Origin of the sequence: Streptomyces mirabilis (assembly GCF_018310535.1) — a bacterium.
Lineage (GTDB): Bacteria > Actinomycetota > Actinomycetes > Streptomycetales > Streptomycetaceae > Streptomyces.
In genome coordinates, this window is the sequence record NZ_CP074102.1 from 8,614,866 (window position 1) to 8,627,107 (window position 12,242).

Below are 12,242 nucleotides of genomic sequence, written 5' to 3' on the forward strand. Positions count from 1 at the left end.
TCAGTCGGTCCGTACGACCAGGGCGTAGTCCCCGAACCCGATCAGCCGGTCGCCCGGAATGTCGCCCAGGGCCGTGCACATCTTCTCGACGCGGCCGGTGACCGGGTGGAAGGCGATGTCCCGTACGGTGCCGCGCTCGTCCCCGTCCTCGGTCAGGACCCGGATGCCCAGGACCTCCGCGGGCGCCGGGGGAGGGGTGGTGTCCAGGGCGGTGTCCGACCGGACGAGAACGGCGTCCGGGCCGATCACGTGCAAGGCGCTCCAGTCGATCGCGATCTCCTTGCGACCCCGGGCCGGCGACAGCCGCACCTGGCCGACCAGCCCCGATGCGACATCGATCGTGAGTGACTTGACGACGCCGAGCTCGTTCGCCTCGCCGAGCGTGACGACCGGCAGGCCGCGGATCTGGGTGAACAGCGTCACGGTGTGGGTTCCGTCCGGTCAGCGGTGTCCCGGAGCCGGAACGCCTCGACCTGGGCGGCGAAACCGGCCAGGTCGTCCGCGACGAAGCGGGTCGCGTCCGCGGGGATGACAAGTGCCTGTCCCGACACGGCGAGCGTCTCGCCCCGGGGGACGTACACCTTGCGGCGGCGGCGCTTCGAACCGGACTCCAGGGACTGGCGGGCGGCGATCCGGAACCCCACCACGCGCCCGCTGATACCGCCCTGGACGACGAGGTCCAGCACGGTCCCGACCTCCGTGCCCCCGTCCGTGAGCACCCTGGCGCCCAGCACCCGGCCGTGCGCCGCCTCGTCCCGAGCGATCACCGCGGCCGGTTCGGCGAGGACCTCCCGGCCGAGGATCATGACGGCGTCGCGGCCCAGTGAGTGGACCGCGCTCCACGGCAGGCTCTGCTTCAACGGGCCCGCGAGCAGCCCCCGGCCGTTGAGCGTGAAGCCGGTGACACGTCCCGCGGGCCCGTCGAAGACGGTGTCCTTGACCCGCGCCACCGCCTCACCGCCCAGGGTGACCACCGGTCGGCCACCGAGGTCGCGCGCGGACATCAACTGGCTCATCGCACCTCCCGCTTTCCGAACCGGTGCCCGCGCCGCACGGCGATGACGGTCCCCGACCGTCTGCTCGTCTGCACCCAGAGCGCCGCCACGCTCAGCAGCACCAGGGCCGTGACCACGACGACCAGCCACATCCACCAGTCCACCGTCCACCTCCGGGCCTTCGGGCCCCGGCCGCCGTCGGCCGGATTCCGCCCGGTCCGGGTGCCCCGAGCGGACCGGGGAATGCACCATGGTCGCCGCCATTTCGGCGGCTGAGCCCGGACTCGGCGTCAGCCGGACGGCGTGCCGACCGGTCTGCCGGACCAGTCGAGACACACGATCAGCGCGTCGTCCAGCGGCTCGGTGACGCGGTAGCGGGCCAGCTCGTCGAGGACGGCGCGCGGTACGTCGGCGGCGGGCAGCAGGGCGGTGGCCGACACGGCACGGGCCAGTGCCCGCTCCCCGAAGACCTCGCCCAGCGGGGACAGGGCGTCGTACACACCGTCGCTCACCACCAGGAGCCGGTCACCGGGCAGGACACCGAACTCCTGTGCCACGTAGTCGGACTCCTCGAACATGCCGAGCGGCAGCTGCGCCTCCAGCTCGATCCGCTCCACGGCCGTACCCCGTCGGCGCCACATCCGGGGCGAGCCCGCGTCCACCGCGAGCGCGCTGCCGGTGGTGAGGTCGAAGGAGAGCAGCAGCGCCGACACGTGCTGGTCGCCGTGGTGCTGCGCGTACAGGGCCTGGTCGGCGAGTCTGGCCTGGTCGGCGACCGGGAGCCCGGCGCGGCGGGCGTTGCGCAGGGCGCCGACGGCGAGGTGGGTCAGCAAGGACGCGTGGATGCCGTCCCCCATCCCGTTGATGATCGACAGGGTGAGCCGGTGCGCGTCCGAGGACCAGTCGAAGTTGTCCCCGCGCACCGCGTACGCGGGCTCCAGCTGGGCGCCGACGGCGAACTCCTCGCGGGCACAGGCCCGGCCCGGGAGCAGCTCCCACTGCATTTCGGCGGCCAGCGTCAGCCGGCCGACCCGCCGGGCCTGCCGGTAGACGTCGGTGTCCCGTTCGGCCACGACGATCGCGTGGCCCAGCAGATCGGCGACCTGCACCAGTTCGTCGGTCACCGCGGGGTCCACGGTCCCCGGAGGCAGCAGGACGGTGAGGATGCCCAGGCGCTCGCCCCGGGCGGAGACCGGCAGATGCAGACGCGTCCGCTCGCCGTTCCGGGGGCGCTCCTCGTGCGGTTCCTGACTGCCGAAGGCCCGGCTTTCGGGGCTGTTGTGCAGGGACACGGCACGCGCGGGGTCGCCGGGCTCCTCGACCGGCTGAAGCACGGTCATCCCGTAGTCCGCCAGCAGCAGGTCGGCGTCGATCGCCCCCCAGACATCCGTCAGAAAGGGGCGCAGGGTGTCGAGCAGTGCGTGCGGCGGGGCCGCGCGCAGGGCTCTGTCGACGTCGTTCACAGAGGTCACGGTCGTGATGACTTTCTCGTGCGGTTGTCGTGCGAGTGGGTCTGCGTGGTCGCAGTGGTCTGTTTCGAGGGCTCCGGTGGACCGGCGCGGCTGGTAATGGCCTTCAGGAGATGACAAGGTGGATCGGTGCCTCGCTCGATCCGTCCACCCGTCTCCCGAGACGAAGCCGCGCACACGCTCGACGCCGTCTCGGAGCTCCTCGAACTCCTGTGGGGTCGAGGGCAGGAGTCCGCGCCGTCCGGACCGGTGCCGCCCTCTCAGCTACGGGCCCTGATCGTGATCGAGCAGGGCGGGTCCATGAATCTTCGCTCGCTCGGTGACGCCCTGGCCTCGCGTCCCTCCTCGGTCAGCCGTCTGTGTGACCGGATGGAGGCAGTCGGCCTGATCCGCAGAGTGCCGAGCTCGACGAGCCGGCGCGAGGTCGAGGTCGGCCTCAGCCCGCTCGGGGAGCAGGTGCTGCGCGAACTCCGGGACCACCGCGCGCGCGAGGTGCGGGCCGTGCTGGAGCAGATGTCCTCGGCGGACGTCGCCCGGCTCACCGAAGGCCTCGAAGCGTTCCGGGCGACCGCGCTGGACCAGCTCGAAGAGCGCTCCGGCCGGTCCGGCCGGGCGCCCGGGCATGCGACCGGTACCGGTTAGCTCCATCTGCGTCCCTTCGGTGCGACCCATCACTGCGACAACCGGCCCACGGGTCGCCGGACTTGGGATCGCAGGGGCACCAGATTGTTGCCTGACGGCAATTGTTGTCAAATGACAACGATCGGCTACGGTAGGGCCTGACACCGTTCTATCGCGGCGTTGTGGCGCACCGTCCCCATGCGGTTACCCCACTCTCCGTGGATTCGACAACATTTCGAGGGATCGCTGTGCATTCAGGCCGGAGTCCAGGTCAGGCGGCCATGTCGCTGTCCACGCGCGAGGCCGGTCGGTCGACCGTCATCGCGGTCCGCGGCGAGATGGATCTCGACAACGCGGGCGAGCTCGACGAGGCCCTCGCGGCGGCGGGCCGGGCCTGCCCGGGTGCGGTGGTCCTCGACCTGGCCGCGGTGACCTTCCTGGACTCGACCACGATCAACGTCGTCCTGCGGGCCCATGGGGTGCTCGGCCCGCGGCTCCGGCTGGCCGCTCTCTCACCCTTCGTGGAGCGGGTGCTGGGCCTCACCGGCATCTCGGACCTGCTGCCGGTCTTCCCCACTGTGGGGGAGGCACTGGAGGCCGATGCGGTCTGAGAGCGCGTCAGGCGGACCGCTCGGGCGACACGGGTGTCCCCGGCCTGTGCTCCGGATGCCCGTGCGCCAGCGATGGGCCGAGCGACCGCAGCGCGGCCAGCAGCCCGCTCAGATCGGACTCCGGCATGCGCAGCAGGGCGTCCTTGATCCAGGCGGTGCGCTGTTCCCGCACCCGGTCGAGGGCGGACCGGCCGCGGCCGGTCAGACTCAGGCCGACGCCCCTGCGGTCCTCGGTGCGCGGCGAACGGGCCAGCAGTCCGGCTTCTTCGAGCGTGTCGCACACCCGGCTCGCCCGGGAGCGGCTGATCTGCGCCCGCTCGGCGAGCGCCGCGAGCGTCAGACCGGGATCCGTGCCCACCAGGGTCAGGGCGCGCAGCAGCGGCGGCGACAGTCTGCTGTCGACCGCGACCGCCGTACGCGCCGACACGGAGACCAGGATCTCGGCCGCGGCGGCGAGCCGGTCGGCGGCCTGGAGCAGGGCGTTGTCCCGTTCCCGGGGCGGTATGTCGTCCCGTACTTCGGGGTCCTGTCCGTCCATCCGCCCGCGCCCCTTGCTCGCACCGAGAACTCGGTGACCGGTCATGCCTCGCCTGGTGGCCCTGCCCGGCCGCGTCGGGATGACACCGTTCCCTTGTGGGAATCGTGTGCGGAAGCCATCGGGACGAGGGAATATCGGGGTGACTGTGGAGGGCTGCACGGGGTACGAGCACTTCTGCAGCAGCAGCGTCCGGACGCGGAATGTCCCGACGTACCGGCATCCGAAAGAGAACCACATGATCGAGCGCTTGGACGGAGCGGTGATACCGACTGGGTTCGACGTGCCCGTGGAACCGCTTCGGCGGGCGGCGCACTACACCGGCGAGCCGGGGTGCATCGCCGAAGCGCGCCACTTCGCCGAGCTGTTCCTCGAACAGCTCCGTTCGGAGTGGTGTGCCGAGATCGGCGAGCGGGCCACCGGCGACCTCCTGCTGGTCGTCAGCGAGCTGGTCACCAACGCGGACCGGCACAGCCACGGGCCGTACATCCTGGAACTGGAGGGAACCGACACCTCCGTGACCGTCATCGTGTACGACAGCAGCGCCGCCCTGCCCCGGCGCTATCCGCGGGATCCCGAACGCGTGGGGCGGCACGGCCTGGAGATCGTGCACGCGCTCGCGACGGAGGTGACCGTCGGGCGGGTGCCGGTCGGAAAGTGCGTCAAGGCCCGGCTCGCCCTGCGCCGTTGACCCGGAGCGACGTACCAGTAGGCTCACAGCCGACCATGGTCGGCGTGGGTCACCCGAGGGGGGCGAGCGTGGCGGATCGCCTGCCGCGGACAGGTGAACGAGGCGCGGTGCCCCGGCAAGGGAGTTCGGATCCCCGCTGGGCCCTGGACGCCACCGCGGTACTGCTGCTGGTCGAGGACGACGCCGGAGACGCGCTGCTGGTGCGGGAGGTGCTGGCCGACAGCGGACTGCCGATGGAGGTCACCTGGTGCAAGTCCCTCGCCGAGGCACGTGTGTTCCTCGATGCCTCGCCGTACTCCGTGTGCGTCCTGCTGGACCTGCATCTGCCCGACACCCACGGACTCGGCGCGGTCCGGCTGGTGCGTGACGCCGCGCCCGACGCGGCCGTCGTGGTGCTCACCGGAGTCGCCGAGAACGAGGCCGGGCTCGCCGCGGTGGCCGAAGGAGCGCAGGACTTCCTCGCCAAGGACGGCCTGGACGCCGAGGCGCTCAGCCGCGCGGTCCGGTACGCCCTGCAGCGCAAGCAGGTGGAGCGTTCGGGCGCCGAACTCCAGGCGAGCCGGCTGCTGGCCCGGGAGAACGCGCGCCTGGAGCGCGGACTGCTGCCCACGCCCCTGCTGCGGGGCGCCGGTTGCCAGGTGGCGTCGCGTTACACCCCGGGACGGGACCACGCCCTGCTCGGCGGCGACTTCTTCGACGTCGTCGAGAGCGAGGACGGCACCGTGCACGCGGTGATCGGGGACGTCTCCGGCCACGGCGCGGCGGAGGCCGCGCTCGGCGTCTGTCTGCGGGTGGCCTGGCGGGCCGCCGTGCTCTCCGGATGCGTGGGCGCGCGCCAACTCGAGCTTCTGGAGGAGATCATCGGCGCCGAGCGCGCCGCGGACTACATCTTCGCCACCCTCACCGTCCTGCGGATCGCCAAGGACCGCAGCCGCATGAGCGTGATCCGCGCCGGACACCCGGGACTGCTCGTGAGCACCTCGCGCGGCATCGAGCTGTTCGAGCCGGCCCCAGGCCCCGCGCTCGGACTGCTGCCGGGCCGGGCCCGCTGGCCGGAGACCGAGCTGCCCGCGCACGACATCAGCGCCGTGACGCTGTTCACCGACGGCCTCTTCGAGGGCGTCGTGGCCCCGGCCCGGCGGCTCGGAGAGGAAGGACTGCTCGCGGTGGCGAGGAAACACCAGGCCCTGCGCGGGCGGCCGTTCGTCGACGCGGTGGTCGAGGACGTCGCCGCGCTGACCGCCTCCCACGGCGGACTCGCCGACGACGTGGCCGTCCTGCACCTGGCGACGAACGGAATGTCATGACCCGTACGCCGAACGCCCCGGGACCGGACCCTACGGCGAACACCCCCGGGGACGGAAAGCCCACACGCGTCGCGCGGCTGACCGTGCAGGGCTGGATCCATGTGGTGCTGGCCGCCAACGTGCTGCTGGTGATCGTCTTCGCCGTGTCCGGCGGGGTCCTCCAGGCCCGCGCCGACGACCGCACCGATCTGCTCACCGACCGCATCCAGCCGGCCCGTGCCACCGCCTACCAGCTGGAGACCTCGCTGGTGGACCAGGAGACGGGCGTACGCGGCTACGTACTGAGCAGGGACTCCGGTTTCCTCGATCCCTACGCGTCGGGAGTACGGGACGAGAAGACCTTCGAGGCCCGCCTGGCGGCGCAACTCGCCGACCACACCCGGATCGCCGCGGACCTGAAGGCGGCCGGGCGCCTCAGTGACTCCTGGCGCCGCGACTACGCCGAGCCGCTGATCAAGGCGGCCCGCACGCCCGGCGGCGCCAAAGCCCCCTCCCTGGAGGCGAGCAAGGCCAGATTCGACGCGATCCGGGGTCAACTCGCCACCCTGCAGAAGGACATCCAGCAGCTGCGCGACCGGACCCGCGCCTCGGCCGACGACAGCCGTCGGTCCCGCAACCTCCTCTTCCTCGGCATGCTCGCCGCCTTCCTGGCGAGCGGCGTCGCGCTGACCCTGCTGCTGCACCGGATCGTGGGGCGTCCCCTGCGGGTCCTGGAAGCGGCCTCGGTGGACGTCAGCGGCGGCGCGTTCGAGCGCAGGATCCGGCTCGACGGGCCGCGCGACCTGGAGAGGGTGGCCCGGGCCGTCGAGGAGATGCGCCGCCGCATCGTCGAGGAACTCTCCGCCTCCCAGGCCCGTGAGGTCCTTCTGGAGCGGCAAGCCGAGGAACTCGACACCCAGACCCTGGAACTGAAGCGCTCGAACGCGGAGCTGGAGCAGTTCGCCTACGTCGCCTCGCACGATCTGCAGGAACCCCTGCGCAAGGTCGCGTCCTTCTGCCAGCTCCTGGAGAAACGGTACGGCGACCAACTGGACGACCGGGCCAAGCAGTACATCGACTTCGCCGTCGACGGCGCCAAACGCATGCAGATCCTCATCAACGACCTGCTGACCTTCTCCCGCGTCGGCCGCGTCGGCGAGGCGCAGGTCCCCGTCGCGCTCGACGACGTACTGGACCGGGCACTCGGCAACCTCAGCGTGGTCCTGGAGGAGACGGGTGCGCGTGTCGTGCGTGAGGGGCCGCTGCCCAACGTGACGGGCGACACCACCACCCTCACCATGCTCTGGCAGAACCTGATCGGCAACGCCGTGAAGTTCCGCCACCCCGACCGGTCGCCCGAGATCGCCGTCCGCTGCGAGGCGGAGCCGGAGGAGGGACAGTGGCGGCTGGTCGTACGGGACAACGGCATAGGCATCGAACCCGAGTTCAGGGAGAAGGTCTTCGTCATCTTCCAGCGACTGCACGGCCGCGACGAGTACGAGGGCACGGGGATCGGCCTTGCCGTGTGCCGCAAGATCGTCGAGCATCACGGGGGTGCCATCACCCTGGACGGCACCGCCGGTGCGGGCACGCGCGTGTCCTTCACCCTGCCCATGGCGCGAACGGAACCCGACCCCGGGGAGGCAGTACGCCCACCCGAAGGAGCACACACGTGAGCACCCCCGTCGAACCCATCCAGGTCCTGCTCGTCGAGGACGACCCCGGCGACGAGCTGATGACCCGCGAGGCGTTCGAGGACAACAAGATCCGCAATACCCTGCACGTGGTACGGGACGGCGAGGAGGCCCTCGACTTCCTCTACCGCACCAACCAGCACACCGGGGCACCGCGCCCCGACCTGATCCTCCTCGACCTCAACCTGCCCAAGTACGACGGGCGCCAGGTCCTGGAGCGGATCAAGTCCGACGACGATCTGGCCCACATCCCCGTCGTCGTCCTCACCACCTCCTCCGCCGAGGAGGACATCCTGCGCAGCTACAAACTGCACGCGAACGCCTATGTGACCAAGCCGGTCGACCTCGACCAGTTCATCTCCGCCGTCCGCCAGATCGACGACTTCTTCGTGACCGTGGTGAAGTTGCCCAAGACCACCTGACCGCCGCCCCGGCCGGGGTCCATGAATGCGCGAACTCGGGGAACAGGGACAACGGCGGCACAACCTTGCCGACCAGGAGATCTGTTGTCGAGACGCGAGGGTGGGCCTGTGATGAGAAGGCGTGGGGCGGGGCGACGGACAAGCGGCGGCACGCCGTGGCGACCGGGTGGGGCGGCCACGGGACCGGCCGGGCCCTCCGGATGGCGGCGGACCGTGGCGGGCGGACTCGTGTGGGGCGCCGCCGCCGCGGCCCTCGGCGCGTCAGGGAACCGGACCGCGCGCCGGGCCGCGCTGCGCGGCATCGGCACCGTCGCCATCGCCTCGGCCGTGACCCGCGTGCTGGCGCGCCCGGCGGCCCGCAAGGCACAGCCGCTCGACGCGGCCGGCCGAGTCGCGTCGGCCGCCGCGTTCGCCGCCGGTGTCCTGCTCGAAGCGCCCCGGTACGGCCTGTTCGCGGTGCCCGGCGCCGCGGCACTGACCGTGGCCCGCACGCGCTCGGGGGCCCGGCGCCCGGGCGACATGGCCGTGGGCGTCGCGATCGGCGTCGGCGCAGCCGCGCTGACCGCCCGCTGGTGGCCCGTCAAACCGGAGGCGGCGGCCGCGGCGGCACCCCCGCGGCGGCCCGCTCCCGCGCTGCCCGGGGGCGCCGGACTGCACATCGTGGTCAACCCGTCCTCCGGGCTCTCGTGGAGCGCCGACACCCCCGACGCGAGCGCGTATCTGCGCGCCGCGCTGCCCAAGGCCGAGATCACGGTGCCGCAGGAGGACCAGGACCTGGTGGAACTCCTGGAACAGGCCGCCCGGCGGGCCAAGGACGAGGGCGGCGCCCTCGGCGCCTGCGGCGGCGACGGCACGATCAACGCCGCGACGGAGATCGCCGCCCGGCTCGGCCTGCCGCTCGCGGTGTTCCCCGGCGGCACCTTCAACCACTTCGCCGTCGACCTCGGCAACCAGACCCTGGAGGACGTCGTACGAGCCGTGCAGGCGGGCGACGCGGTCGTCACGGACCTCGGGCGAGCCCGCGCCCCCGGCGGACCGGAGCAGGTGTTCCTCAACACCTTCAGCCTCGGCGTCTACTCGGATCTGGTGGGGGCCCGGGAGAAGCTGGAGCAGCGGATCGGGAAGTGGCCCGCGCTGGTGGTCGGACTGGCCAGGGTCCTCGCCAAGGGCAGCCCCGTGACCGTCTCGGTCAACGGCCGCCCCAAGCGACTGTGGCTCCTCTTCGCGGGCAACGGCATCTACCACCCCGCCGGATTCGCCCCCAATTACCGCACCCAACTCGACGACGGACTGCTCGACGTCCGTGCCGTCGACGCTGGCACCCCGCTGGCCAGGACCCGGCTGCTGCTCGCCGTCCTGACCGGCACCCTGCACAACAGCCGGGTCCTCACCACGGCGCAGGTGCGGAGCCTGCGGCTCGAAGTGCTGCACGGCGACCCGCGGTTCTCGTACGACGGCGAAGTGACCCGGGTCGCGGAGCCGAGGCTGGTGCTCGACAAACTGACACGGGCAGTGACGCTGTACCGGCCCGCGGAGAAGGACCAGTGGCTGCGGTGAAGGGGCTGAAGGGTCGGGTGGGCTCGCTCGCGGGCCCGCCCGACCCGGTTCAGATCACTCACTGAGCTCGGACACCAGGGCTGCTTGGGCACCAGGTCCGCACCTCGGGTCAGGTGGCGAGGACGGAGTCGTCCATCGTGCGGGCTCCGGGCAGCCGGTGGCGGGCCGCGACGAGCGCCGCGTCCACGTCCCTCGTACCGGTCGAGACGCACAGCGTGTAGGCCACGTCGTCCATGCGCCGCCGGACTTCCGTACCGCCGTCCTCGGCGTGCAGCGTGCGCAGGGTGACGTACTGCTCGACGAGGTTGCGCAGTACCGCGGGGTGGGCCATCAGCACAGGGGTCCTCCGGTGGGGTGAGCCGACACGTCGGTCTTGCCGGTGATCGTTTCTCGTCCCGGCTACCCGGTTCCTCCCGATGTACGCGGGCCCGGTCCGTGCCGACCGCCGGCCATCACGGGCGACTTGACACCGTTTCGGTCAGGCGAAAAATCGGTGGCGGATCCCGGTCGGCGCGCCGATGCTCACAGGCATGGCCGACACCACACTTCCCCAGCCTCCCCAGTCCGGGAACACCCCGTCCGAGCGGACCTTCGGCTGGTGGGACATGTTCGTGCACCCGGACGACGATCCGCGCTCCGACGGGGGGTTCGTGGGGGAGCGGGACACGCTCGTCGGGTATCTGCGCGACCAGCGACTGACGCTGGAGATGAAGTGCGCCGGTCTGGACGCCGAGGCGATGGCCCGGCGTTCCGTCGAGCCCTCGAACATGTCGCTGCTCGGGCTGGTGCGTCATCTGGCGGGGGTCGAACAGGCCTGGTTCCGCGGGGTGCTGGCCGGCCAGGACGCGCCGCGGCACTACCGCTCGGACGGCGACCCGAACGGCGACTTCAACGGCGCGGTGCCCGACCCCGAGGTGGTGGCGGATGCCTGGGACACCTGGCGCTCCGAGGTGGCCTTCGCCGAGCGGTTCGTGGACGAGGCCCGCGACCTCGACATCACCGGCACTCACGACGACGAGCCGATCGCGCTGCGGGAAGTGCTGGTCCACCTGATCGAGGAGTACGCCCGGCACAACGGCCACGCTGACTTCCTGCGCGAGCGGATCGACGGGCGGGTCGGGCAGTGACGGGCGGGTGACGCGCCTCGATTCCCCCGAGAGCGGAATGCCGAGCCGGGCCCTTTCCTGGCGGGTCGGGGCTTCTAGGCTGAAGGGGTGAGCAACCAAGCGCCGAACGAAGCCCGCGTCATTCCCCTCCGCCCGGCGACCGCACCGGCTCCGGTCACCGGCCCGGCGGCCCGTCCCACCGATCCCGTGGCCGACGCGCCCCAGCGGCCCCGCCCGGTCCTCGCGCCCCGGCAGACGCCACCGGCGCCCAGGAGCAGGGAGCCGCTGTGGCGCGACCTGGTGGGTGACGTCCTGCGGCGCGAGCGGCTCGCGCAGGAGCGGACGCTCAAGGACGTGGCCGACGCGGCCCGGATCTCGATGCCGTACCTCTCGGAGCTGGAGCGCGGCCGCAAGGAGGCCTCCTCCGAAGTCCTCGCGGCCGCCGCGCGCGCCCTGGGCCTCGGGCTCACCGATCTGCTCTCGCTGGCCCAGGGCGAACTCACCCGCCTCGCCCAGGTGCGGCCCGCCCGCCGCCGCACCACGTCGGCCTCGCACCACGACGGCATGTGCCTCGCCGCCTGACCGGGCCGACCGGCCAGGGCCTGTCCGGCGGACCATGCCGCAGACGCGGGCCCTGGCCGTGGTCCGGTCTCAGACCGTCGCGAGCCGTCGGCTCAGGACCTCGTCCGCGAGTCCGTACGCCACGGCCTCCTGTGCGGTGAACACCTTGTCGCGGTCCATGTCCGCGCGCAGGGTCGGCGCGTCGTGGTGCGTGTGCCGGGAGAGGACCTCCTCGACCTGGGCGCGGATACGGAGCATCTCCTTGGCCTGGAGGGCGAGGTCGGACACCGTCCCCTGCCGGCCGCCGCTCGCGGGCTGGCCGAGCAGCACACGCGCGTGCTCCAGCACGAACCGACGCCCGGGATCGCCGCCGGCCAGCAGCACCGCCGCCGTGGAGGCCGCCTGGCCGACGCAGAACGTCGAGATCGGCGCCTGTACGAACGTCATCGTGTCGTAGATCGCCATGAGCGAAGTGAACGACCCACCGGGCGAGTTGATGTAGATCGCGATCTCGTTCTCCGGGTTCGACGACTCCAGATGGAGGAGTTGCGCGATGACGACGTTGGCGACCCCGTCGTCGATCTCGGTGCCGAGAAAGATGATCCGCTCGGACAGCAGCCGGCTGAAGACGTCGTAGGACCGCTCGCCCTGCGGGGTCCGCTCGACGACGTTCGGAATCGTGTACGTACCCATG

16 protein-coding genes are annotated in these 12,242 nt (G+C 71.9%); 9 read left to right on the forward strand and 7 right to left on the reverse strand.

The genetic code is table 11. The features are described from left to right. From SMIR_RS38225 to SMIR_RS38240, 4 genes are all read right to left on the reverse strand, one after another. Positions 1-423, reverse strand: a complete 423-nt coding sequence (locus SMIR_RS38225) for a PRC-barrel domain-containing protein (protein WP_212728063.1) — start codon at positions 421-423, stop codon at positions 1-3. Then, positions 420-1,016 carry a PRC-barrel domain-containing protein gene (locus SMIR_RS38230; protein ID WP_212728064.1) on the reverse strand — a complete coding sequence of 199 codons (597 nt, stop codon included), beginning with the start codon at positions 1,014-1,016 and terminating at the stop codon, positions 420-422. Before SMIR_RS38230 ends, SMIR_RS38225 begins: the two co-directional genes overlap by 4 nt. Then, positions 1,013-1,159, reverse strand: a complete 147-nt coding sequence (locus tag SMIR_RS38235; protein ID WP_168488862.1) for a hypothetical protein — start codon at positions 1,157-1,159, stop codon at positions 1,013-1,015. Before SMIR_RS38235 ends, SMIR_RS38230 begins: the two co-directional genes overlap by 4 nt. Before the next feature lie 126 nt (positions 1,160-1,285). Then, a complete protein-coding gene (locus tag SMIR_RS38240) occupies positions 1,286-2,467 on the reverse strand; it encodes a PP2C family protein-serine/threonine phosphatase (protein WP_422664490.1) in 1,182 nt (393 codons plus the stop codon). 126 nt (positions 2,468-2,593) lie between these two features. Here SMIR_RS38240 and SMIR_RS38245 point away from each other — a divergent pair, with 126 nt between their 5' ends. Together SMIR_RS38245 and SMIR_RS38250 are read left to right on the forward strand one after the other, a co-directional pair. Further along, a complete protein-coding gene (locus SMIR_RS38245) occupies positions 2,594-3,106 on the forward strand; it encodes a MarR family winged helix-turn-helix transcriptional regulator (RefSeq protein ID WP_101407163.1) in 513 nt (170 codons plus the stop codon). Between the two features lie 260 nt (positions 3,107-3,366). After that, a complete protein-coding gene (locus tag SMIR_RS38250; protein WP_168488860.1) occupies positions 3,367-3,696 on the forward strand; it encodes an STAS domain-containing protein in 330 nt (109 codons plus the stop codon). A 7-nt stretch (positions 3,697-3,703) separates the two neighbouring features. Here the strand turns inward: SMIR_RS38250 and SMIR_RS38255 are convergent, their stop codons facing one another. Beyond that, a complete protein-coding gene (locus SMIR_RS38255; protein ID WP_168488858.1) occupies positions 3,704-4,279 on the reverse strand; it encodes a MarR family winged helix-turn-helix transcriptional regulator in 576 nt (191 codons plus the stop codon). Between the two features lie 190 nt (positions 4,280-4,469). Here SMIR_RS38255 and SMIR_RS38260 point away from each other — a divergent pair, with 190 nt between their 5' ends. From SMIR_RS38260 to SMIR_RS38280, 5 genes are all read left to right on the forward strand, one after another. Beyond that, entirely contained in the window at positions 4,470-4,922 is a 453-nt protein-coding gene (locus SMIR_RS38260; RefSeq protein WP_168488856.1) for an ATP-binding protein, read from the forward strand. A 35-nt stretch (positions 4,923-4,957) separates the two neighbouring features. Beyond that, complete coding sequence (locus tag SMIR_RS38265; protein WP_212728065.1) at positions 4,958-6,229, forward strand: PP2C family protein-serine/threonine phosphatase; 1,272 nt, start codon at positions 4,958-4,960, stop codon at positions 6,227-6,229. Further along, entirely contained in the window at positions 6,226-7,884 is a 1,659-nt protein-coding gene (locus SMIR_RS38270; RefSeq protein WP_168488851.1) for a sensor histidine kinase, read from the forward strand. The genes SMIR_RS38265 and SMIR_RS38270 overlap by 4 nt, the downstream gene beginning before the upstream one ends. Beyond that, entirely contained in the window at positions 7,881-8,324 is a 444-nt protein-coding gene (locus SMIR_RS38275) for a response regulator (RefSeq protein WP_168488848.1), read from the forward strand. The genes SMIR_RS38270 and SMIR_RS38275 overlap by 4 nt, the downstream gene beginning before the upstream one ends. A gap of 213 nt (positions 8,325-8,537) precedes the next feature. Next, entirely contained in the window at positions 8,538-9,881 is a 1,344-nt protein-coding gene (locus SMIR_RS38280; protein ID WP_212728066.1) for a diacylglycerol/lipid kinase family protein, read from the forward strand. Positions 9,882-9,990: 109 nt separating this feature from the next. Here SMIR_RS38280 and SMIR_RS38285 read toward each other — a convergent pair whose 3' ends face one another. Next, a complete protein-coding gene (locus SMIR_RS38285) occupies positions 9,991-10,218 on the reverse strand; it encodes a DUF5133 domain-containing protein (RefSeq protein ID WP_054233831.1) in 228 nt (75 codons plus the stop codon). A gap of 268 nt (positions 10,219-10,486) precedes the next feature. Here SMIR_RS38285 and SMIR_RS38290 point away from each other — a divergent pair, with 268 nt between their 5' ends. After that, positions 10,487-11,008, forward strand: coding sequence for a DinB family protein (locus tag SMIR_RS38290; RefSeq protein ID WP_168500816.1), 522 nt, complete (start codon positions 10,487-10,489; stop codon positions 11,006-11,008). Between the two features lie 87 nt (positions 11,009-11,095). Beyond that, entirely contained in the window at positions 11,096-11,569 is a 474-nt protein-coding gene (locus SMIR_RS44435) for a helix-turn-helix domain-containing protein (RefSeq protein ID WP_283959577.1), read from the forward strand. A gap of 69 nt (positions 11,570-11,638) precedes the next feature. Here the strand turns inward: SMIR_RS44435 and SMIR_RS38300 are convergent, their stop codons facing one another. Beyond that, entirely contained in the window at positions 11,639-12,241 is a 603-nt protein-coding gene (locus SMIR_RS38300) for a ClpP family protease (RefSeq protein WP_168488844.1), read from the reverse strand. Between the last annotated feature and the right edge of the window lies 1 nt (position 12,242).

What these genes read in the sequence shown, in the direction of transcription:
- SMIR_RS38230 (WP_212728064.1), bottom strand. Translation starts at nt 1,016, where the DNA reads ATGAGCCAGTTGATGTCCGCGCGCGACCTCGGTGGCCGACCGGTGGTC.
- SMIR_RS38250 (WP_168488860.1), top strand. Translation starts at nt 3,367, where the DNA reads ATGTCGCTGTCCACGCGCGAGGCCGGTCGGTCGACCGTCATCGCGGTC.
- SMIR_RS38255 (WP_168488858.1), bottom strand. Translation starts at nt 4,279, where the DNA reads ATGACCGGTCACCGAGTTCTCGGTGCGAGCAAGGGGCGCGGGCGGATG.
- SMIR_RS38260 (WP_168488856.1), top strand. Translation starts at nt 4,470, where the DNA reads ATGATCGAGCGCTTGGACGGAGCGGTGATACCGACTGGGTTCGACGTG.
- SMIR_RS38265 (WP_212728065.1), top strand. Translation starts at nt 4,958, where the DNA reads ATGGTCGGCGTGGGTCACCCGAGGGGGGCGAGCGTGGCGGATCGCCTG.
- SMIR_RS38270 (WP_168488851.1), top strand. Translation starts at nt 6,226, where the DNA reads ATGACCCGTACGCCGAACGCCCCGGGACCGGACCCTACGGCGAACACC.
- SMIR_RS38290 (WP_168500816.1), top strand. Translation starts at nt 10,487, where the DNA reads ATGTTCGTGCACCCGGACGACGATCCGCGCTCCGACGGGGGGTTCGTG.
- SMIR_RS38300 (WP_168488844.1), bottom strand. Translation starts at nt 12,241, where the DNA reads ATGGGTACGTACACGATTCCGAACGTCGTCGAGCGGACCCCGCAGGGC.